Annotated in this window: 15 protein-coding genes and 2 pseudogenes; 12 read left to right on the top strand and 5 right to left on the bottom strand. The window is 74.1% G+C overall.

Annotation, left to right across the window (positions count from 1 at the left end):
- Positions 1 to 4 precede the first annotated feature (4 nt).
- The 7 genes and pseudogenes from IE312_RS22585 to IE312_RS22555 all read left to right on the top strand — a co-directional run.
- Complete coding sequence (locus IE312_RS22585) at positions 5 to 1,381, top strand: cryptochrome/photolyase family protein (protein ID WP_189984167.1); 1,377 nt, start codon at positions 5 to 7, stop codon at positions 1,379 to 1,381.
- Between the two features lie 802 nt (positions 1,382 to 2,183).
- Positions 2,184 to 3,131, top strand: a complete 948-nt coding sequence (gene sbnA / locus IE312_RS22580; RefSeq protein WP_189984166.1) for a 2,3-diaminopropionate biosynthesis protein SbnA — start codon at positions 2,184 to 2,186, stop codon at positions 3,129 to 3,131.
- A gap of 62 nt (positions 3,132 to 3,193) precedes the next feature.
- Entirely contained in the window at positions 3,194 to 4,201 is a 1,008-nt protein-coding gene (sbnB, locus tag IE312_RS22575) for a 2,3-diaminopropionate biosynthesis protein SbnB (protein ID WP_189984165.1), read from the top strand.
- A complete protein-coding gene (locus IE312_RS22570) occupies positions 4,198 to 6,111 on the top strand; it encodes an FAD/NAD(P)-binding protein (protein ID WP_189984164.1) in 1,914 nt (637 codons plus the stop codon). The genes sbnB and IE312_RS22570 overlap by 4 nt, the downstream gene beginning before the upstream one ends.
- Entirely contained in the window at positions 6,108 to 7,037 is a 930-nt protein-coding gene (locus IE312_RS22565) for a homoserine O-succinyltransferase (RefSeq protein ID WP_189984163.1), read from the top strand. Before IE312_RS22570 ends, IE312_RS22565 begins: the two co-directional genes overlap by 4 nt.
- Positions 7,038 to 7,039: 2 nt before the next feature.
- A complete protein-coding gene (locus IE312_RS22560; protein ID WP_189984162.1) occupies positions 7,040 to 7,675 on the top strand; it encodes a LysE family translocator in 636 nt (211 codons plus the stop codon).
- Between the two features lie 155 nt (positions 7,676 to 7,830).
- Positions 7,831 to 8,769 (top strand): annotated as a pseudogene (locus IE312_RS22555) (hydroxyacid dehydrogenase); the annotation flags it as partial.
- 9 nt (positions 8,770 to 8,778) lie between these two features.
- On the opposite strand, the gene meaB reads toward IE312_RS22555, so the two are convergent.
- From meaB to IE312_RS22535, 4 genes are all read right to left on the bottom strand, one after another.
- On the bottom strand, positions 8,779 to 9,783 hold the full coding sequence (gene meaB / locus IE312_RS22550) for a methylmalonyl Co-A mutase-associated GTPase MeaB (protein WP_189984160.1): 1,005 nt from the start codon (positions 9,781 to 9,783) through the stop codon (positions 8,779 to 8,781).
- A gap of 6 nt (positions 9,784 to 9,789) precedes the next feature.
- Positions 9,790 to 11,964, bottom strand: a complete 2,175-nt coding sequence (gene scpA / locus IE312_RS22545; RefSeq protein WP_189984159.1) for a methylmalonyl-CoA mutase — start codon at positions 11,962 to 11,964, stop codon at positions 9,790 to 9,792.
- A complete protein-coding gene (locus tag IE312_RS22540; RefSeq protein WP_189984158.1) occupies positions 11,964 to 13,778 on the bottom strand; it encodes a methylmalonyl-CoA mutase family protein in 1,815 nt (604 codons plus the stop codon). The genes scpA and IE312_RS22540 overlap by 1 nt, the downstream gene beginning before the upstream one ends.
- A 413-nt stretch (positions 13,779 to 14,191) precedes the next feature.
- Positions 14,192 to 15,922, bottom strand: coding sequence for a hypothetical protein (locus tag IE312_RS22535; protein WP_189984186.1), 1,731 nt, complete (start codon positions 15,920 to 15,922; stop codon positions 14,192 to 14,194).
- Positions 15,923 to 16,191: 269 nt separating this feature from the next.
- Between IE312_RS22535 and IE312_RS22530 the strand changes: the two genes are divergently transcribed.
- The 5 genes from IE312_RS22530 (at position 16,192) to IE312_RS22510 (ending at position 20,007) form a co-directional block, all read left to right on the top strand.
- Positions 16,192 to 16,581 carry a cell division protein SepF gene (locus IE312_RS22530; protein ID WP_189984157.1) on the top strand — a complete coding sequence of 130 codons (390 nt, stop codon included), beginning with the start codon at positions 16,192 to 16,194 and terminating at the stop codon, positions 16,579 to 16,581.
- A gap of 120 nt (positions 16,582 to 16,701) precedes the next feature.
- The gene (locus IE312_RS22525) at positions 16,702 to 17,949 is read left to right on the top strand and encodes an AAA family ATPase (protein WP_189984156.1); all 1,248 of its coding nucleotides are present in this window, start codon (positions 16,702 to 16,704) and stop codon (positions 17,947 to 17,949) included.
- The gene (locus tag IE312_RS22520; protein WP_189984155.1) at positions 17,946 to 18,299 is read left to right on the top strand and encodes a nucleotide pyrophosphohydrolase; all 354 of its coding nucleotides are present in this window, start codon (positions 17,946 to 17,948) and stop codon (positions 18,297 to 18,299) included. Before IE312_RS22525 ends, IE312_RS22520 begins: the two co-directional genes overlap by 4 nt.
- Positions 18,300 to 18,466: 167 nt before the next feature.
- Entirely contained in the window at positions 18,467 to 18,952 is a 486-nt protein-coding gene (locus IE312_RS22515) for a DUF6099 family protein (RefSeq protein ID WP_189984185.1), read from the top strand.
- A gap of 131 nt (positions 18,953 to 19,083) precedes the next feature.
- Complete coding sequence (locus IE312_RS22510; protein ID WP_189984154.1) at positions 19,084 to 20,007, top strand: LLM class F420-dependent oxidoreductase; 924 nt, start codon at positions 19,084 to 19,086, stop codon at positions 20,005 to 20,007.
- A gap of 136 nt (positions 20,008 to 20,143) precedes the next feature.
- Here the strand turns inward: IE312_RS22510 and IE312_RS41370 are convergent.
- Positions 20,144 to 20,424: pseudogene (locus IE312_RS41370) on the bottom strand (D-alanyl-D-alanine carboxypeptidase); the annotation flags it as partial.

The raw sequence follows: 20,424 nt of genomic DNA, 5'->3' as shown, positions 1-20,424 counted from the left end.
AGCGATGCGTGTCTCGCTCGTGCTCTTCACCTCCGACCTGCGTCTGTACGACCACCCGCCGCTGCGCGCGGCCCTGACGTCCGCCGACGCGGTCGTGCCGCTCTTCGTGCGGGACCCGGCCGTCGCCGCGGCCGGGTTCGCCACGCCCAACCGCAACGCGTTCCTCGCCGACTGCCTCGCCGACCTCGACGCCGGGCTGCGCGAGCGCGGCGGGCGGCTCGTGGTGCGCTCCGGCGAGCTGGTGGAGGAGGTGTGCCGCGCGGCCCGCGAGGCGGACGCCGACGAGGTCCACCTGTCGGCGGCGCACAGCCGCTTCGCCACCCGGCGCGAGGAGCGGCTGCGGCGGGCGCTGGAGTCCGACGGGCGCCGCCTGTACGTGCACGACGCGGTCACCGTGGTCGTACCGCCCGGTGAGGTGACGCCCGCCGGCTCGGACCATTTCGCCGTCTTCACGCCGTACCTCAGGCGCTGGACGCAGGTCCGGCTGCGCCCGGCCACCGGTGCCCCGCGCCGCGTCCACGTCCCCGACCACGTCCGCGGCGAGCCGCTGCCCGCCCGCGGTGCCGTCCCCGGTGTCTCGCCCGCGCTGCCGGCCGGCGGGGAGAGCGAGGGCCGCCGCAGGGTGACCGCCTACTGGCGCGGCGGACTCGACGCCTACGACGAGGTCCGCGACGACCTGGCCGCGGACGCCACCTCGAAGCTCTCCGCACACCTGCACTTCGGCACCCTGTCCCCGGTGGAACTCGTCCACCTGGCCCGCCGCCGGGGCGGCGCCGGCGCCGAGGCGCTGGTCCGGCAGCTGGCCTGGCGCGACTTCCACCGCCAGGTCCTCGCCGCCCGCCCCGACGCGGCGCACACCGACTACCGCACCCGGCACGACCACTGGCGCACCGAGGACTCGGCGCGGGAGGACATCGAGGCCTGGCGCCAGGGCCGCACCGGCTACCCGGTGATCGACGCGGCGATGCGGCAACTGCGCCACGAGGGCTGGATGCACAACCGTGCCAGGCTGCTGGCCGCGAGCTTCCTGAGCAAGACGCTCTACGTGGACTGGCGGATCGGCGCCGCGCACTTCCTGCACTGGCTCGTCGACGGGGACGTGGCCAACAACCAGCTGAACTGGCAGTGGGTGGCCGGCACCGGTACCGACACCCGCCCCAACCGCGTCCTCAACCCGGTCACGCAGGCGAAGAAGTACGACCCCGACGGCGCCTACGTGCACCGTTGGGTGCCCGAACTGCGGGACCTCGCGGCACCGACGGTGCACGAGCCCTGGAGGCTGCAGGGCTTCGACCGGGCCGCGCTGGACTACCCCGACCCGGTGGTGGAGCTGTCGGAGGGGCTGGAGCGCTTCCGCCGGGCCCGCACCGGCCCGGCGTGAGCCCGTGCGAGGGGCCCCGCGCGCGGTCCGGACACTCCGGCCGAGCCGGCCGAGGGTTTCATCTCGCTGTCATAGACGCGTCACAGAGCGCGAGTTAGAGTTACCGCAAGATCACGCACCGCCGTCACCACGGCGGTCCGTGACACACGGGCAACACCATGCCGGCCACGGGGGAAGGGGAAAGGCGTGTACGTCACGCGTGCGCTCGTCGCGCCGAGGGAGAGCCGTTCCGGCCCGTCGGTGGCCCCGGTCCGCGAGCAGACGGACGACCACTTAGCGCCCGTCGACGCCCTGCCGCCCGGACGGGCGGACGCCCGTGGCGGTGACCGCGGCCGGCGGCTCCCGCACCGCCAGGCGCGGTGCACCGGCCGGCCCGGCGCGGCCCGGCGACTCGCCGCGCCACCCGGGGCCGGCCCCTCGGCCGACGCCCTGACCGTCCCGTGTCCGACCACCCCGTGTCCGACCACTCCGTGTCCGCGCGCCCGGGCACGCCTCCCGCGCTGTCGCGCCGGACGATGCACCGGCGGGCCGGGCGCTTCCCGCGGCTGAGGCCGCGTCCCCCGGCCTTCCCGGCCGTTCCCTGACATCGCGGGGCCACGCCCTCCCGACTCCTGCCGGACGGGGCGGGCGAACCCGCCGCCGCACCCCTGACCACGTCCGCGCCCCGTCCCGCGGCACCCCGCCCGGCTCACCGGCCCGCCCGTGCCCTTCCCGTGCCCGGGACGCCGTCGGCGTGCCGTCGCCGCGCACCGCACCACGCGTACCACCTCCGTCACGCTCAACCCGTTTCCGAAGGTGCTCGATGATCTATCGCCATGCGTACGACCTGGTCCTCGACGACCTTTTCCTCGACCTGAGCGGTTTCATCCCCGGCGTCGACCTCACACTCAAGATCGAAGGCCTCAACCTCGCGGGCTCCATCAAACTCAAGGCGGCCGTAGGCCTGTTGGAGGACCTGGAGCGCCGGGGCGTGCTCCGGCCCGGCGGCCGGGTCATCGAGTCGTCCTCCGGCAACCTCGGCATCGCGCTCAGCTCGGTCTGCGCGGCCCGCGGCTACCGGTTCACCTGCGTCGCGGACCCCAACACCGCGGCCACCAGCGTGCGTCTGATGCGCGCCTACGGCGCCGAGGTCGTCATCGTCGACCGCCGCGACGCCAACGGCGGCTTCCTGCAGTCCCGCATCGACCACATCCACGCCCGGCTGCGCGAGGACCCCGGCCTGGTGTGGCCCAACCAGTACGCCAACGAGGCCAACCCGCAGGCGCATTACCGGCGTACCGCCCCCGCGCTGCTCAAGGAGGGCGAGGTCGACGTCCTCTTCGTCGGCGCGGGCACCACCGGCACGCTCAGGGGCTGCGCCGAGTACTTCCGCGAGCACTCGCCCGGCACCCGCATCGTCGCGGTCGACACGGCCGGTTCGGTCACCTTCGGCTTCCCCCCGGCCCGCCGGCACATCCCGGGCCTGGGCACGAGCCGGCGCCCGGAGATCTTCCGCGACGGACTCGTGGACGAGGTCGTCATGGTGCCCGAGGCCGAGGCGGTGCGCATGTGCCGGCGGCTCGCGACCGGGCGGGGCATCCTCGCCGGCGGCTCCACCGGTTCGGTGCTCGCCGCGGTCGAGAGCCGCCACCGCGACCTGCCCGAGGGCGCCTCGGTGGTCGCCATCAGTCCGGACCTCGGCGAGCGCTACCTCGACACGGTCTACGACGACGACTGGGTCGGCGAGCGCTTCGGCGCCGTCGACGACTGACCCGGAGCCCCTCGCCGCCCCCGCCCCACCGCGCATCACGCACAGAGATTGAAGGAGTCACCATGTTCGAATTCGATGTCGTCAACGGCCGCACCGTCCGGGACATCGTCCGCGACAGCCGCCGGGACATCGTCCGGGTCGTGCGCGACACCTACCTGGCCCACCACGCCGGGCGTTCGGTGAACCCGGACAGCTACTTCCTCCGCTTCCCCGAGAAGCCGGCGGACCGGATCATCGCCCTGCCCGCCTACCTGGACGGCGAGCGCGAGGTCGCCGGCATCAAGTGGATAGCGAGCTTCCCGGCCAACATCGAGCGCGGCATCCCCCGCGCCTCGGCCACGCTCGTGCTGAACGACGCCGGGACCGGCTACCCGTTCGCCCTGCTGGAGGCCTCGCAGATCAGCGCCGCCCGCACCGCCGCCTCGGCCGTCCTGGCGGCGGACGTCCTCTCCGGCGGGCGCAAGGGCGGCCGGCTCGCGGTGGTGGGCGCGGGCATCATCGCCCGCAACATCCTGGAGTTCTTCCACGCCGAGGAGTGGACGTTCGGGCAGGTCGCGGTGCACGACCTGAGCGAGGAGTACGGCACCGCCCTGGCGGCCCACGCCGCCGAGCGGCTGGCGTACCCGGCGTCCTACGCGGCGACCCTGCAGGAGGCCGTGTCCGGCGCCGACGTCGTCGTCTTCGCGACCACGGCCGGGGAGCCGTACGTCCTCGACCCCGACGCCTTCGCGCCCGGGCAGATCGTCCTGAACATCTCCCTGCGCGACATCGGCCCCGAGATCATCGCCGGCTCCTCCAACGTGCTGGACGACGTCGACCACTGCCTCAAGGCCAACACCTCCCCGCACCTGGCCGAACAGAAGTACGGCAACCGGGACTTCATCACCGGCACCCTCGCCGAGGTGATCAACGCAGAGGTCACGGTCGGCACGGACAAGCCGGTCGTCTTCTCGCCCTTCGGGCTGGGCGTCCTGGACCTCGCCGTGGGCCTCGAAGTGCACCGTGTCGCCGCCGCGTCCGGCCGCGTCACCGCCATCGCCGACTTCTTCGGGGAGACCGAGCGGTGGTGACGACCTCCCCCTTCTCGCAGCGGACGCCGGCCCCGGCCACCGTCGGCATCATCGGCCTGGGCTCACGCGGCATCGGCGTCCTGGAACGCCTCGTCACCCACGCCGCGCGGCCCGACTGGACGGGCCGCCGGCTCGTGGTCGAGGTGGTCGACCCGGACGGCACCGGCATCGGCATCCACGCCGTGGACCAGCCCGACCACCTGCTCCTCAACACCGTCGCCGCACAGGTGAGTCTCTTCCCCGACGAGGCCACGGTCGGCGAGGTCATCGGCGACCGGGGTCCCGACCTGTACACCTGGGTGACGGACCGGGGTCTGAAGGTGGGCGAGGACGGCTACACCCTCGGCGACGAGGGCCGGCCGGTACGGCCCGACGACTACCTGCCCCGGCGGGTGCTCGGCGAGTACCTCGCCTGGTTCCTGCGGCGCCTGCTCGACCGGGTCCCCGAGCACGTGGAGATACGGTTCCACCGCGCCACGGCGACCGGCCTGTCCGCCGGCCCCGACGACTCCCGGCGCATCACCCTGGACACCGGCGAGACCCTGCGGGTGGACACCGTCTTCCTCACCACCGGCCACACCCCGCCGGCCGCCCCCGACCCCGGGGCGCCGGGCGGGCACCGCCGGGTCCACGGCATCTACCCGCCCGCCGCGGCCTTCGCGGACGTCACCGCCGGCCAGACCGTCGCCCTCGGCGGCACCGGGCTGTCGGCCATGGACGTCCTCGCCTCCCTCACCCTCGGCCGGGGCGGCCGGTACGAGGCGGCCGACGAGGGCCTGCGCTACCTGCCCAGCGGACGGGAACCGCGCATCCTGCTGTTCTCCCGCACCGGAATCCCCTTCCGGGCCCGGCCCGCCGCCAACCGCACCGGCGGACCGTACCGGCCGGTGGTGTTCACCCCCGGGGCCCTGGACCGCCTCCGGTCCGCCGGGGACGACCGCCCCCTGAGCCTGCACGGCGACCTGCTCCCGCTGATCCGCACCGAGATGCGCATCGCCTTCCACCGCCGCGCCGCCGCCCTCGCCCGGGGAACCGACGCCGAGCACGCCCTGACGGAGCGCCTGCGCGCCGCGGCGGACGCCGGGACCGTGGAGGACGACCTGCGGGCCCTGGACCGGGAACACGCCGACCGGTTCGGCCACTTCGACCCGCAGGAGCAGCTGTTCCCCGACAGCGCCGAGTTCGACTCCAGCGACGCCTACCAGAAGTGGTACGAGGAGCGGCTGCGGTCGGACCTCGTGGAGGCACGGCTCGGCCTCGGCGGCAGCCCCGTCAAGGCCGGCCTGGAGGTCCTGCGCGACCTGCGCGACGTCATCCGCCACGCCGTCGACTTCGGCGGCCTGGACGAGGACTCCCACGACGAGTTCTACGGCTCCTTCACCGCCACCCTCAACCGCTCGGTGACCGGCCCGCAGCTCGACCGGCACGAGGAACTGCTCGCCCTGCTGGAGGCCGGCGTCGTCAGCGTGCCCTTCGGGCCCGCGCCGCGCGTCGAGTGGGACGGGAGGGCGTGGCGGATCTCCTCCACCCGCCTGGGCACCGGCCACGGCGCACCGGCCGACTGGCTGGCGTACGCCACCTCGGGCCAGCCCGACGTGGAGGCGACCGGCAGCCCGCTGCTGGCGGACCTCCTGGCCGGCGGACGCATCCGCCGGCACCGCCCCGGCGCGCGCAGCAGCCGCGGCGTCGACATCACGGCGGACCAGCATCCCGTCGCCGCCGACGGCCGGCCCGACCGGAAGGTCCGCGTCCTCGGCCCGCTCTGCGAGGGGGCCACCTTCTACAACCACTACGTGCCCTCGCCCGGCGGCCGCAACCGCGCGCTGGCGGACGCCGACCGGTGCGTCACCGCCGCACTGGCCGAACTCGCCGCCGCCGAGCCCGACACCTCCAGGAGCCCCGCACAGTGACCCTCATCGTCCCCACCCGGATCGACGCCGTCGACCAGCTCGCCGACGAAGGCATCACGGTCACCGTCGAGCCCCGCGACGCCGCCACCGCGACCCCGGCGGTCGAACTCGCCGTCCTCAACCTGATGCCGGACAAGCCGGTCACCGAGACCCAGCTGCTGCGCCTGCTGTCCGGCGCCGGACTCCCCGTCCGCGTCACCCTGCTGCGCCCCCGCGACCACATCTCCAGGAGCACACCCGAGGCGTACCTGAAGGAGCACTACCGGACGCACGAGGACGTCGCCGACCGACGGTTCGACGCCCTGATCGTCACCGGCGCCGCCGTGGAGCTCCTGCCCTTCGAGCAGGTGACGTACTGGGAGGAGCTGCGCGGCATCATGGACTGGGCCGAGGAGCACGTCACCTCCGCCCAGTACGTCTGCTGGGGCGCCCAGGCCGCGCTGTACCACCGGTACGGCATCCCCAAGCACGAGCTGCCCGCCAAGCTCTTCGGGAACTTCCCGAACACGCTCACCGACCCCTCCTCCCCGCTCCTCGCGGACTTCGCACCGGTCGTGACGGTGCCCCAGTCGCGCCACACCGAGAACCTCCGCGCCGACTTCGAGGAGACCGCGGAACTGCGGATCCTGGTGGAGTCGCCCGAGTCCGGGGTGCACATCGCCGTCGGCCGGGACGGCCGGGAGCTGTACGTCTCCGGGCACCCGGAGTACGACACCGACACGCTGCTGCGGCAGTTCCGCCGCGACCAGGCCAAGGGCGCGGACATCGCCCTCCCGGTCAACTACTTCCCGGACGACGATCCTTCGGCGGCCCCGGTGGAGAACTGGCAGGATCACGGGCGGCTCTTGTACCGCAACTGGCTGCGCGGCCTCACGCGCGACGGAATCCCCCTGGCCGACATCACGGCCGAGAAGTCAGGAGTGTAAGCGTGTCGGTTCTTCAGTCACTCGTCTCGTTCGCCCTGGTGTCGGCCCTGCTGGTGATCATGCCGGGCGTGGACACCGCGCTGGTCATCCGCAACACCGTGGCGCGCGGGCGGCTCCACGGGTTCGTCACCGGAGTGGGTGTCGGCGTCGGCGCCGTCATCTGGGGCGCTGCCATCGCGGTGGGCATCGGCGCGCTGCTGGCCGCCTCCGAGACCGCGTACACCGTGTTCCGCATAGTCGGCGCCGCCTACATGGTCTGGCTGGGCATCGGACTGTGGCGCTCGGCCCGGGCCATCGGCTCGGGACAGGAGAAGGACACCGAGCTGGAACCGGAGTCCGCCTCGCTGTGGCGCTCCTTCGGCCGCGGCATGCTCAACAACCTGGCCAACCCCAAGGTCGGTGTCTTCTACGGCGCCACGATCCCGCAGTTCATCCCGTCCGGCGTGTCCCCCGCGCTGATGGGCACCGCGCTGGCCGGCGTCAACGCGGTCGAGGCAGTGATCTGGTACGGCCTGATCAGCCTCGGCGCGCACGGCCTGCGCAACTGGATGAAGCGCCGCTCGGTCCGCCGCAACGTCGACGCCACCGCGGGCACGGTCATGATCGCCTTCGGCATCGTGATGGCGGTCGAGAGCTGAGCCGCGGCACACCGGGGTGACCCGCGCCGGCCACCGCGGTCCCGGCTCTCCGGTCACCCCGGACGCACGGCACCCCCGTACCGCCCCGGCACCCCCGTACCGCCCCGGGTCCCCCGCCCCGCCCCGCAACCCCCACCCGCCAGAGGAGATTTCCGATGACGTCCCGTGTCGTCCTGGTCGCCGACCCCTTGCCGGCGACCGCCCTGGAGGGCCTCGGCCCCGGGTTCGAAGTGCGCCACTGCGACGGCGCCGACCGCGTGCGGCTCCTGGCCGCGGTGGCCGAGGCCGACGCCCTCCTGGTGCGCAGCGCCACCACCGTGGACGCCGAGGTCCTCGCGGCGGCCCCCCGGCTCGCCGTCGTCGGCCGGGCGGGGGTGGGGGTCGACAACATCGACGTCGCCGCCGCCACCGCGGCCGGCGTCGTCGTGGTCAACGCCCCCGCCGCCAACGTCGTCAGCGCCGCCGAACTGACCTGCGGGCTGCTGCTGGCGGCCGCCCGCGACATCCAGGCAGCCGGCCGGGAGCTGAAGTCCGGCGTGTGGCGGCGCGGCACCCACGTCGGCACCGAACTCGCGGGCAAGACCCTCGGGATCGTCGGGCTCGGCCGCATCGGCCTGGCCGTGGCGCGCCGCATGACCGCCTTCGACATGACGGTCCTCGGCCACGACCCCTACGCCACACCGGAGACGGCGGACCAGCACGGCCTCAAGCTCGTCCCGCTGGAGGAACTGCTGTCCCGCTCCGACTTCATCACCGTCCACGTACCGCGGACGCCGGACACCGTCGGCCTGATCGGGGAGGCCGAACTCCGCCTGGTCAAGCCCACCGCCTACCTCGCCAACGTGGCCCGCGGCGGAATCGTGGACGAGGCGGCCCTGCACACGGCCCTGCGGGAGTCCCGGCTGGCGGGCGCCGCGCTGGACGTCTTCGAGGACGAGCCGTGCACCGACTCGCCCCTCCTGGGACTCGACAACGTGACGGTGACACCGCACCTGGGCGCCAGCACCAGGGAGGCCCAGGAGCGCGCGGCGACGGACGTCGTCCGCGCGCTCCTGCGGACCCTCGGCGGCGAGAGCGTCCCCGAGGCCCTCAACGCGCCCCGCTCAGCCCGCGGGTGAAGGCGGCGTGCGGCCCTCGAAGGCCGCGAGGATGCGTTCCGCCGCCAGGGTCGCCGTCAGCCGGCCCTCCCTGACCTCGCGCTCCAGGCCGGGGGCGGTCGCACGGACCGCGGGGTCGGAGTGCAGGCGCCCGAGGAGTTCGTCGCGGACCATCGCCCACGTCCAGCCGACCTGCTGGTCCCGCCGCTTGGCGGCCAGCCGGCCGGTCGAGTCGAGCAGCGCGCGGTGCTGTTCCAGGCGCTCCCAGACCGTGTCGAGGCCGGTCGACTCGCGGGCGCTGCAGTGCAGCACCGGCGGCGTCCAGAAGGCGTCCTTGCCGTGCATCAGGCGCAGCGCGCCCGCCAGTTCGCGCGCGGCGGCCCGGGCGTCGCGCTCGTGCGGGCCGTCCGCCTTGTTGACGGCGATCACGTCGGCCAGCTCCAGGACGCCCTTCTTGATGCCCTGGAGCTGGTCGCCGGTGCGGGCCAGGGTGAGCAGCAGGAAGGAGTCCACCATCTCGGCGACCGTCGTCTCCGACTGGCCGACGCCGACGGTCTCCACCAGGATCACGTCGTAACCGGCCGCCTCCATCACCACCATCGACTCCCGGGTGGCCTTGGCGACCCCGCCCAGCGTGCCCGCGCTGGGGGAGGGCCGGACGAAGGCCGCCGGGTCGACGGCCAGGCGCTCCATCCGGGTCTTGTCGCCCAGGATGGAGCCGCCGGTGCGGGTGGAGGAGGGATCGACGGCGAGGACCGCCACCCGGTGGCCCAGCGAGGTCAGCATCGTGCCGAAGGCGTCGATGAACGTCGACTTGCCGACACCGGGCACCCCGCTGATGCCGATCCGCCGCGCCCGGCCGCTGTGCGGCAGCAGCTCGGTGAGCAACTGCTGCGCCAGCGACCGGTGCTGTGGCCGGGTGGACTCCACGAGCGTGATGGCGCGGGCCACCAGGGCCCGCTTCCCGTCGAGCACACCCTTCACGTACGTGTCGAGATCGATCGCGGCCATGCGCGGCTACAGCTCGTGGCCGAGGTCGGCCGACAGCCGCCGCACCAGGTCGTACGCGGCGTCCGGGATCACCGTCCCGGGCAGGAACACCTCCGCCGCGCCCATCTCCCGCAGCGTCGGCACGTCCTGCGGCGGGATGACACCGCCGACCACGATCATGATGTCCTCGCGGCCCTCCTCGGCGAGCTTCTCGCGCAGCGCCGGGACGAGCGTGAGGTGACCGGCGGCCAGCGAGGACACCCCGACCACGTGCACGTCCGCCTCGACCGCCTGCCGGGCGACCTCCTCCGGCGTCTGGAACAGCGGGCCGACGTCGACGTCGAAGCCGAGGTCGGCGAAGGCGGTCGCGATCACCTTCTGGCCGCGGTCGTGGCCGTCCTGGCCCATCTTGGCGACCAGGATGCGCGGCCGGCGCCCCTCGGCCTCCTCGAACGCGTCCACCAGGGCCCGGGTACGGTCCACGGACGGGGACTGGCCTGCTTCGTTGCGGTACACACCGGAAATCGTACGGATCTGGCTCGCGTGCCGCCCGTACACCTTCTCCAGGGCGTCGGAGATCTCGCCGACGGTTGCCTTCGCGCGGGCCGCGCGCACCGCCAGCTCCAGCAGGTTGCCGTCGCCGTCGGCGGCCCGGGTGAGCGCGTCCAGCGCGTCCCGGCACGCGGTCTCGTCCCGCTCCTCGCGCAGCCGGCGCAGCTTCTCGATCTGCTGGGCCCGCACGGAGGAGTTGTCGACCTTGAGCACCTCGATCTGCTCGTCGCTGTCGACCCGGTACTTGTTGACGCCGATCACCGGCTGGCGACCGGAGTCGATGCGGGCCTGGGTGCGGGCCGCCGCCTCCTCCACGCGCAGCTTGGGGATGCCGGCGTCGATGGCCTGCGCCATGCCGCCGGCCTGCTCGACCTCCTGGATGTGCGCCCACGCCTTGCGGGCCAGGTCGTAGGTCAGCCGCTCCACGTAGGCGCTGCCGCCCCACGGGTCGATGACCCGGGTGGTGCCCGATTCCTGCTGGATGAGCAGTTGGGTGTTGCGGGCGATGCGCGCCGAGAAGTCCGTCGGCAGCGCGAGCGCCTCGTCGAGGGCGTTGGTGTGCAGCGACTGGGTGTGGCCCTGGGTCGCCGCCATCGCCTCCACGCACGTGCGGGTGACGTTGTTGAAGACGTCCTGCGCGGTCAGCGACCAGCCCGAGGTCTGCGAATGGGTGCGCAGCGACAGCGACTTGCTGTTCTTCGGGTCGAACTGCTTCACCAGCTTCGCCCACAGCAGGCGCGCCGCGCGCAGCTTGGCGACCTCCATGAAGAAGTTCATGCCGATCGCCCAGAAGAACGACAGCCGGGGCGCGAACGCGTCCACGTCCAGCCCCGCCTCCCGCCCGGCCCGGATGTACTCCACGCCGTCGGCGAGCGTGTACGCCAGCTCCAGGTCGGCCGTCGCGCCCGCCTCCTGGATGTGGTAGCCGGAGATGGAGATGGAGTTGTAGCGCGGCATCCGCTGCGAGGTGTACGCGAAGATGTCGGAGATGATCCGCATCGACGGCTTCGGCGGGTAGATGTAGGTGTTGCGGACCATGAACTCCTTCAGAATGTCGTTCTGAATGGTCCCGGCCAGCTTCTCGGGCGGTACGCCCTGCTCCTCCGCCGCCACGATGTACAGCGCCAGCACCGGCAGCACGGCGCCGTTCATGGTCATCGACACGGTCATCCGGTCCAGCGGGATGCCGTCGAACAGCTGGCGCATGTCGTAGATCGAGTCGATGGCCACGCCCGCCATGCCGACGTCGCCGGTCACCCGCGGGTGGTCGCTGTCGTACCCCCGGTGCGTGGGCAGGTCGAAGGCGACCGACAGGCCCTTCTGGCCGGCCGCCAGGTTGCGCCGGTAGAACGCGTTGGACTCCTCGGCGGTGGAGAAGCCCGCGTACTGGCGGATCGTCCAGGGCTGGTTGACGTACATCGTCGGGTAGGGGCCGCGCAGGTACGGCGCGATGCCCGGGTAGGTGCCCAGGAAGTCCAGGCCCTCCAGGTCACGGCCGGTGTACAGCGGCTTGACCCCGATGCCCTCCGGGGTCTCCCACACCGGCTCCGCGCCCCCGGCGGCCCGCTCCAGGGCCGCACGCCACTCGCCCTCGGTGCCGTCGGTGACCGGGGCGCCCAGCTCGATGCCGGAGAAGTCGGGGATTCCCATCAGGACACTCCCATGCGGTCGAGGGTCGCGGCCAGGACGTCGACGGCGTCGCAGCCCGCGAAGACGTAGCTGTCGATGCCGGGGTGCTCGCCCCGGCCCGCCAGGAACACGTGCCGGGCGCCGGCCGCGCGCAGCGACTCGGCGGCCCCGGCGGCCTGTTCGGCGTAGACCGCGTCGCTGGAGCACAGCACGGCCTCGGTCGCGCCGCTGTCCTCGAAGCGGCCCTCGGTGACCGGTTCGATGCCGCCGGCCTGGAAGAGGTTCGCGGCGAAGCTCGCGCGGGCGGTGTACTCGGCGGCGGAGCCGAGCGTGGCGAGGAAGATCCGGGGCCGGGCGCCGGTCGCCGCCAGGTGGGCGTCGGAGCGGGCGCGCAGCTCCTCGTACGCTTCGTCGCGGCGCACCCGCGGCAGGCCGCCGGACGGCGGCTCGGGCGCGGGCTCACGCACCACCGGCTTCTCGGTCAGCAGCGGGAACTCGCTGACGCCGGTGACGGGCTCGCGCCGCTTGGCGAGCCGCTTGGAGCGTTCCGCCCAGGTCGTCGCCAGGTCGGTGCGCAGCCGGCCGGAGCGCAGCACCGCCGCCTGGCCGCCGTCGCGCTCGACCGACCGGAAGAACTGCCAGGCGGCCTCGGCGAGTTCGTCCGTCAGCCGCTCCACGTACCAGGAGCCGCCCGCCGGGTCGATGACCCGGGCCAGGTGGGACTCCTCGATCAGGATGGTCGAGGTGTTGCGCGCGATCCGCCGGGCGAACGCGTCGGGCAGGCCCAGCGCGTGGTCGAACGGCAGCACGGTCACGGAGTCGGCACCGCCCACCCCCGCGGCGAGCGTCGCGACCGTCGTGCGGAGCATGTTCACCCACGGGTCGCGGCGGCTCATCATCACCGGCGAGGTCACCACGTGCTGCACCTGTGCACCGGCCTGCGGCGCCCCGCACACCTCGGCAACCCGCGCCCACAGCCGGCGCGCGGCGCGCAGCTTGGCGATGGTCAGGAACTGGTCGGCGGTGGCCGCGTAGCGGAACTCCAGCTGGCCGGCGGCCTCCTCGACGCCCAGCCCGGCCTCGGTCAGCTCCCGCAGGTAGGCCACGCCGGTGGCCAGCGAGGCGCCCAGTTCCTGCGCCGCCGAGCCGCCGGCCTCGTGGTACGGCAGCGCGTCCACGGTCAGCGCGCGCAGCCCCGGGTACTGCTCGGCGCAGCGCGCGGCCAGGGCGGCGTACGGCGCGAAGTCCAGCGCCGTCCCGGTGCGGGCCTCGTACCCGAGCGGGTCGCCGCCCAGGTTGCCGCGTACGGCCCCGGCGGCCACGCCCTTGTCCGCGTACAGCGCGAGGAGCGCCTCGGCGGCCTCCTCGGTGTCGCGGCCCGCGTCCAGCACGACCGGCGCCAGGTCGAGGTAGACGCCGTCGAGGGCGCGGCCCAGCCCGGAGACCGGGATGCCGCCCTCGCCCAGCACCAGCCACAGGGAGGTGCCGCCGTTCTCCAGGTCGGTGAGGACGGCGTCCGCCGCGCCGCCGGCGAGTGCCGTGTGCCGCTGCCGTACGTCCCAGCCGCCCTGGAGGGTGCCCTCCGGGCGGCTGCCCCGTACGAAGGGGGCGAAGCCCGGCAGTCCGGGGTCGGGCGCGCCGTCGCGCGCGGTGTACAGGGGCCGGGTGCGCAGCCCGTCCTCCAGCGTCGTGGACAGGGCGTCCTCAGCAGCGTCGCCGGTCAGTTCCTTGCCCGACTTGCGCAGTACGCCCTCGACCAGGCGTTGCCACTGCTCATGTGTCGCGTCAGGGAACTCGGCGGCCAGTGAGAGCCCGTCGTCAGGCAGGACCGTCATGGCTCGGATGCTAGGGCAGGTGACTCGGGCCCAGGCGGAGCGGAGGCTGTGAGGTTTCTCTTCTTGCGGTTGTGACCTGCGCCGCTCCGGCTCCGCGCGGGCCACCGGAAGCTCCGGCTGCGGCTCCGCTGCCCTTGGTCGTCCGCCCCGCCCGGACGACCGGACGCTCCACGCGCCCGGCCGCCCGGCCGGCCGGGGACGAGCCCGTGCTCGACGCGCCCGACGACCGTCTCTCGCCCGCGCCGGTCGCGGCCGGCCGGGGCGAGTACGCCGCCGCGGCCGGCCTGCCCGCCGTCACCCGCGCCGCGGCCCACCCCGGGTACTCATCCCGGACGGACGCGGGCGGACCGGCCGGGCACGACGCGGGGCCCGGCCGCCGTGGCGGCCGGGCCCCTTCCCGCCTGCACCTCGTCTCACCCGTGCGGTGGCCCGATGCCCAGGTCCGTGCGGCGCAGGTCCCGGGTGGACAGCGTCTGGGGGTCACCCGTGAAGGCCCGCAGCCGGAGCCGGGCGCTCTTCTTCGCCGGCACCGTGAAACCGCCCGACGGGGCCCTCAGCTCCACGGTCGCCGTGGTGTGCGCGGCGAGCGTGGCCGGACCGCGCGCCAGCGACCAGTACCGGTTCATGCCCTGGTGGGTGGTGATCATGTAGTGCGGGGTGAGCGCGGTGCCGCCCGTGTTGGTGACCCGCAGCGTCAGCCGTGACAGCGTCCGCGCCGAGGTGTGCCGGGTCCCGGTGACGTCCATCCGCAGCGGCGGCGTCCCGGTCGCCGCCAGGGCCGCGCTCACCAGCGCCGGTGCCAGCAGCAGCGCGACGGCCGCGGCCAGCGCGGTCCGGCGGCGCGGTCCGGTCAGCGGACGGGGCCGCGGCTGCCAGGCGCGGGCGAACTCGGGCAGCGGCGCGGTGACCGCCGCCGCCAGCCACAGCGGGGTCATCATCAGGTAGTAGCCGTCCTGGGACCGGGTCGCCAGGTAGAACGCGCACCAGGGCAGCACGGTCGCGGCCGGCCCGAGCCGCCGTACGAACAGCACGAACACCGCCAGCAGGGCGGCGGCGAGCAGCACGCCCGCGTGACCGTACCAGTCGAGCCGGTCGCTGCCGTGCGTGAAGTACAGCGAGACGCCCACCAGGCCCTGGCCGTGCAGCACCGCGCCCTGGGTCAGCGGCAGCGCGACGCCCTCCAGCCAGGGGCCGGGCTCGCTCACCGCGAAGTACGCGTTCACCAGCAGCCAGGTCAGCACGGCGGTCCCGGCGATCCGCAGCACCACCCGGGCCGCCGCCCGCCGGCCCAGCTCGCCGCGCCGCACGGCGTAGATCCCGGCCAGCAGGAAGGGCGCGAGGAACCACGGCAGTTGCTGGGCCGCGCACGCGGCGCCGAGGCACACGGCCCGGGCGACCCCGGCCGCGCCCAGCCGGCCGCGGGCGCCGAGCCGGGGCCAGCGCACCACGACCGGCACCAGCAGCGCCAGGCCGACGATCGCCGGGTAGCCCTGCCGGGCGTACATGGGCAGGAAACCGAAGCCCAGGCAGACCATGGTCGCCGCCGAACGCCACGGCACCGGCAGCAGCCGCCACAGCACCACCGCGCCCGCGACGAGCGCCACCGTCGCCGCCGCCGTCGCCGGGGCGCCGCCGTGGTCCAGCCACAGCAGCGGGGCGGTGAGCAGCGGGGCCAGCGGGGGATAGCCGTACGTGAGGTCGTACCCGCCGTCTATGGTCGGCGTCAGCGCGACGCCCCGGGCGTGGAAGAGCCAGGGCCAGGGCTGCCCGTACACCGGGTGCCCGGCGACGAGTTCCCGCGCAGCCTGGCTGGTCAGGGCCGCCTCGTCGCCGCCGGCGTGGTTCAGCGTCCAGGCGCAGAGCGTGAGGGTGACCGCGGTCACCAGGACCACGAGGTCCAGGCGGGCCAGCGACAGGGTGCGGCGGACCGTCAGGGCGAGCACGCCGGACACCAGGATCGAGGCGTAGCAGACCGAGATGACCGCCGCCAGGACCGGCTGGTGCGTGACCGCCTGTGTCCACAGCGACCGGGTGCCGATGAACAGGCTCACGTCGGCGAGGAGGGTCAGCACGCGGTGCCACTGTGCGGGGCCGTCCGGGGCCTGGGGGGCGTTACCCGGTACGGCGGACACCGCCGACAGCATCCGCCGACCGGGTGTCACCTGCTGTGTTTCTGCCAAGTGCACGGCACGGGACGCTATCGGTGCCGAGTGAGCGGGGCGCGGAGGGAGGGTGAAGAGTCGGGTATGAGCCCGGTAAGAAGCGGGCGATTGCGGATATATGACTGCGGCGGGAGCCGGAGGAAAAGCCACCGGATCGGTCGCGGACCGTGTCGCTGTTGGGCCGAACGGGTGACTTGGCGTAAGAATTGGCTGGTGCAGGCAACGAGTGCGAGTCAGGTCGGGGGGAGCCGGTGAGCCGCTATGACGTCACCGATGAACAGTGGGAAGGGCTCGCCCAGGTCGTGCCGCTGCGGGGCCGGGACGCCTGGCCGTCCGCGGTGGGCCACCGCTCGCTGCCCGATGCCGAGACCGAGACCCGGCGCCGGTTCGTGGTGCTGCGGGTCAACGTCTTCGCGGACGCCCGGGAGGTCGCCGAGACGCTGATGGCCGGGGTTCCGGTGCTGCTGGACCTGTCCAGCGCGGAGGGGGACGTCGCCAAGCGTGTCCTCGACTTCAGTACCGGCGTGGTCTTCGGCCTGGGCAGCGGGATGCACCGCGTCGACCGGAACGTCTTCCTCCTCACCCCGCCCGGCACCGAGGTCAGCGGCCTGATGGAGGGCGCGGGCCTCTCCGGCGGCTGACGGCCGGCCCCGGGGCCGGCCGCCCGGGCGCGCCGGCGGGGACGCGGGCCGTCGCCCGATCGTAGGAACGTCCTGGCGCGGAAACGGTTTGCCGTGCGGGCGGGGTCCTACGGTCCGCCTATGGCCGTGCCCTCCGTGCCCTCCGTGCCCTCCGTGCCCCCCGCGCCCTCCGTGCCCCCCGCGCCCCCCGTGACCTCAGCGCCCGCCGAGCCGCCGGCGGCCGACGTGCCCGCCGCCCCCGTCCCCGCGTCCTGCGACATCCGGTCCCGGATCACCGAGTTGCGGCTGTCGGCCTTCGCGGGCCACCGGCGGGCCGGGTTCCCGCTGGGGCCGGTCACCGTGCTGGCGGGGCCCAGCGGGTCCGGCAAGACGACCGCGCTCGCCGCGTACGAGGCGCTGGCCCGGCTCGGCGGCGGGGCCCCGCTCGCCGAGGCGTTCGCGGACCCGGTCGCCTGTGTGCCGGAGCGGGCCCGGCCCGACGCCGAGGGGCGGCGGGGCTTCCGGATCGGCTGCACGGCCGACGGCGCCGAGGGGCCGGTCCGCCTCGACATCGCCGTCCAGGCCGAACCGTACCCGCGGATCGTGGGGGAGCGGCTGACCGCGCGCGGGGTCGTCCTGCTGCAGACCGCGCTGCGCGACCCCGGGCGCCGGACCGTCCAGGCCGCCTGGCACACCGCGGGTTCCGCCCCGGTGACCCGCGCCCCGCTGCCCGACGACCGCCTGGGTACGGCCCTGCTGCCGCTGCGGGTGGCCGGCAAGACCGACGGCCAGCGCCATGTGCTCGCCGCGGCCGAGCAGATGGTCGTCGCCCTGCGCTCCGTCTTCCCCTGCGATCCGCGCCCGGAGCACATGCGCGCTCCCGTGCCCACCGGCTCCGGCCGGCTGCTGCCCGGCTGCGACAACCTCGCGGACGTGCTGTGGCGCACCCGAGCGGAGTGCGGCCGGCGGCACGGCCTGCTGGTGGAGGCGCTGCGCGCGGGCTGCGCCGGCCCGGTGGCCGACCTGGTCGCCGAGCCGCTGTCCGACGGCACGGTACGGGCGCTGCTCGACCGCGGAGACGGGGTGCGCACCGAACTCGCCCGGCTCGGCGACGGCGAGCTGCGCTATCTCGCCCTGACGCTGGTCCTGCTGACCGGGCCGGGCGTGCTCGACGTGGACACCCCCGGCGAGGTGCCCGACGCGCTGCGGACCCTCACCGTCCTCGCCGACGGCTTCGACCGCGGCCTGGACCCCCGACAGCGCGGCGCGGTGCTGCGCACGGCCGCCCGGATGGGTGAGCGCGGGCACATCCGGTGCGTGGCCGCGGCGCAGGACGCCTCCTGGGCCGCGGGGACGCCGGGGATCACGGTGGTACACCTGAACGCGTGACGGAACACCCTGACCTGGCCCGGCTCCAGCACCGGCTGGCCGCGTTCGCCGCCGCGCGGAACTGGCAGCCCTACCACACGCCCAAGAATCTCGCCTCGGCGCTCTCGGTGGAGGCGTCCGAACTCGTCGAGATCTTCCAGTGGCTGACGCCGGAGGAGTCGGCCCGGGTGATGGACGATCCCGGCACGGCGCACCGTGTCACCGACGAGGTCGCCGACGTCCTGGCCTATCTGCTCCAGTTCTGCGAGGCGCTCGGCATCGACCCGCTGACCGCCCTGGCGGCCAAGATCGACCGCAACGAACACCGGTTCCCGCTTCCCGGCGCGGGACAGGAGCAGCCGGACGCCTGAACTGCCTTGTCACCCTGCGTAGTCGAATCGCCCGTCGAATCCGAATTGTTGTCCACAAATTTCCGTCTAGCTCTGGCTTTTCGCCCCATGGACCCTCACTCTGGGTAGTGGACAAGGGAGTTCGGGTGGCCGTGCGTGACCGCGCGGCGGACGGACGGGGGCATCGTATGGATGCGGTACGGCTCATCCTCACGAGCAGGCGGGCCCTGGCAAGGGGCGCCGACGCGGCGGGGATGATGGCGGAGGTCTGGCAGGCCCAGGCCCTGGCACAGGCGATCGGCAGCCGGCTCGCAGTCTCCGGCCCGCCGGAACTGCGCGGCGAGGCGCTCGGACTGACCGAGCTGGCGGGCCGGGGGTGCGGGGTGCTGGACCCGCCCGAACTCGACCCCGGCGATCTGCGCGCCGCCCAGCTCACCCGGCTGGACGACGCCCGCGAGACCCTGCTCTGCCTCGGCGGCCTGCTCGGCGAGGTCGGCATGGCCCTGGTCGGCATGGCCAGCGCCGCGGCCGACGAGACGACGTACTGGCAGTGCATGGAGGCGATCGACGCGGCCGACGAGTCCCGCGACCGCGTCCTGGAGATGCTGCGCAAGCTGGCGGCACGGGAGGAGATGCTGCCCAAGGACGCCCAGGACAGCCCGTCCGGCGTGTGAAGGGCCGCGGCCAGGGCCGTCATCTGCTCCTCCGGGCCGGGCCGGGGTGCGGGATGTTCACCCGTCCGGGGACGGCCGCGCCGGGCGGTGCTCGCACGGTTGACGCGGTGCGCGCCGTGCAGGATGGGTGTATGGACCTTCGAATCTTCACGGAGCCCCAGCAGGGGGCTTCCTACGACACCCTGCTCACCGTGGCCAAGGCCACCGAGGACCTGGGCTTCGACGCCTTCTTCCGTTCCGACCACTACCTCCGCATGGGCGGCGCGGACGGCCTGCCCGGCCCGACGGACGCCTGGATCACCCTGGCCGGCCTCGCCCGCGAGACCAAGCGCATCCGGCTCGGCACGCTGATGACCGCCGGCACCTTCCGACTGCCCGGCGTGCTCGCCATCCAGGTCGCCCAGGTCGACCAGATGTCCGGCGGCCGGGTCGAACTCGGCCTTGGCGCGGGCTGGTTCGAGGAGGAGCACAAGGCGTACGGCATCCCGTTCCCGAAGGAGAAGTTCGCGCGGCTGGAGGAGCAGCTCGCGATCGTCACCGGGCTGTGGGCGACCGAGGCCGGCAAGACCTTCGACTTCCACGGCACCTACTACGACCTCACCGGCTCGCCGGCGCTGCCCAAGCCCGCCCAGCGGAAGGTCCCGGTGCTCATCGGCGGCCACGGCGCGACCCGTACCCCGCGGCTCGCCGCCCGGTACGCCGACGAGTTCAACATCCCGTTCGCCTCGGTCGAGGACAGCGAGCGGCAGTTCGGCCGGGTGCGGGCCGCCGCGGTGGAGGCGGGCCGGGACGCGGACGACCTGACGTACTCCAACGCGCTCGTGGTCTGCGTCGGCAAGGACGACCGGGAGGTGGCCCGGCGGGCCGCCGCGATCGGCCGCGAGGTGGACGAGCTGAAGGCCAACGGCCTGGCGGGTTCCCCGGCCGAGGTCGTCGACAAGATCGGCCGGTACGCCGCGATCGGCACCCGGCGGATCTACCTCCAGGTGCTGGACCTGGACGACCTGGACCACCTGGAACTGATCGCCGCCCAGGTCCAGTCCCAGCTGTCGTAACCGTCCGCGGCGACACCCGCCGGACCCCGGACCCCGGATCCCGGACCCCGCACCCCGCACCCCGCGCCCCCCCCGGTCGCCCGCCGGCCGGGGGCCCGGGCTTGCCGGGAGGCCCTGGTGGTCCCCCCGGCGGGGCTCAGCCGCGCTGGGCGAAGCCGTAGTCGAGGATCTTCACCGCGTCCTTGAAGCGCTGGTCCCGTGAGGTGTCCGCGAGGATCGTGCCCACGACCGTCCGGGAGCCGCGCGTGGCCGCGAACACCAGGCAGAACTTCGCCTCCGGCCCGGAGCCGGTCTTCACGCCGATCGCGCCCCGGTAGGTGCCGAGGAGCGTGTTGGAGTTGTTCCACGGCTCCATGGCGTGCGTGCCGCCGCCGGGCTGGTACGACTTCATGTCGTCGTAGACCTTCGTCCCGACGA

This window comes from Streptomyces capoamus (assembly GCF_014654935.1).
Lineage (GTDB): Bacteria > Actinomycetota > Actinomycetes > Streptomycetales > Streptomycetaceae > Streptomyces > Streptomyces capoamus.
This window is presented reverse-complemented; position numbering and strand designations above follow the sequence as displayed.

Bases quoted from the DNA above. Each gene is read 5' to 3' on its own strand.
- IE312_RS22585 (WP_189984167.1), top strand. From the start codon at position 5: ATGCGTGTCTCGCTCGTGCTCTTCACCTCCGACCTGCGTCTGTACGAC.
- sbnA (WP_189984166.1), top strand. From the start codon at position 2,184: ATGATCTATCGCCATGCGTACGACCTGGTCCTCGACGACCTTTTCCTC.
- sbnB (WP_189984165.1), top strand. From the start codon at position 3,194: ATGTTCGAATTCGATGTCGTCAACGGCCGCACCGTCCGGGACATCGTC.
- meaB (WP_189984160.1), bottom strand. From the start codon at position 9,783: ATGGCCGCGATCGATCTCGACACGTACGTGAAGGGTGTGCTCGACGGG.
- scpA (WP_189984159.1), bottom strand. From the start codon at position 11,964: ATGGGAATCCCCGACTTCTCCGGCATCGAGCTGGGCGCCCCGGTCACC.
- IE312_RS22540 (WP_189984158.1), bottom strand. From the start codon at position 13,778: ATGACGGTCCTGCCTGACGACGGGCTCTCACTGGCCGCCGAGTTCCCT.
- IE312_RS22535 (WP_189984186.1), bottom strand. From the start codon at position 15,922: ATGCTGTCGGCGGTGTCCGCCGTACCGGGTAACGCCCCCCAGGCCCCG.
- IE312_RS22525 (WP_189984156.1), top strand. From the start codon at position 16,702: ATGGCCGTGCCCTCCGTGCCCTCCGTGCCCTCCGTGCCCCCCGCGCCC.
- IE312_RS22515 (WP_189984185.1), top strand. From the start codon at position 18,467: ATGGATGCGGTACGGCTCATCCTCACGAGCAGGCGGGCCCTGGCAAGG.
- IE312_RS22510 (WP_189984154.1), top strand. From the start codon at position 19,084: ATGGACCTTCGAATCTTCACGGAGCCCCAGCAGGGGGCTTCCTACGAC.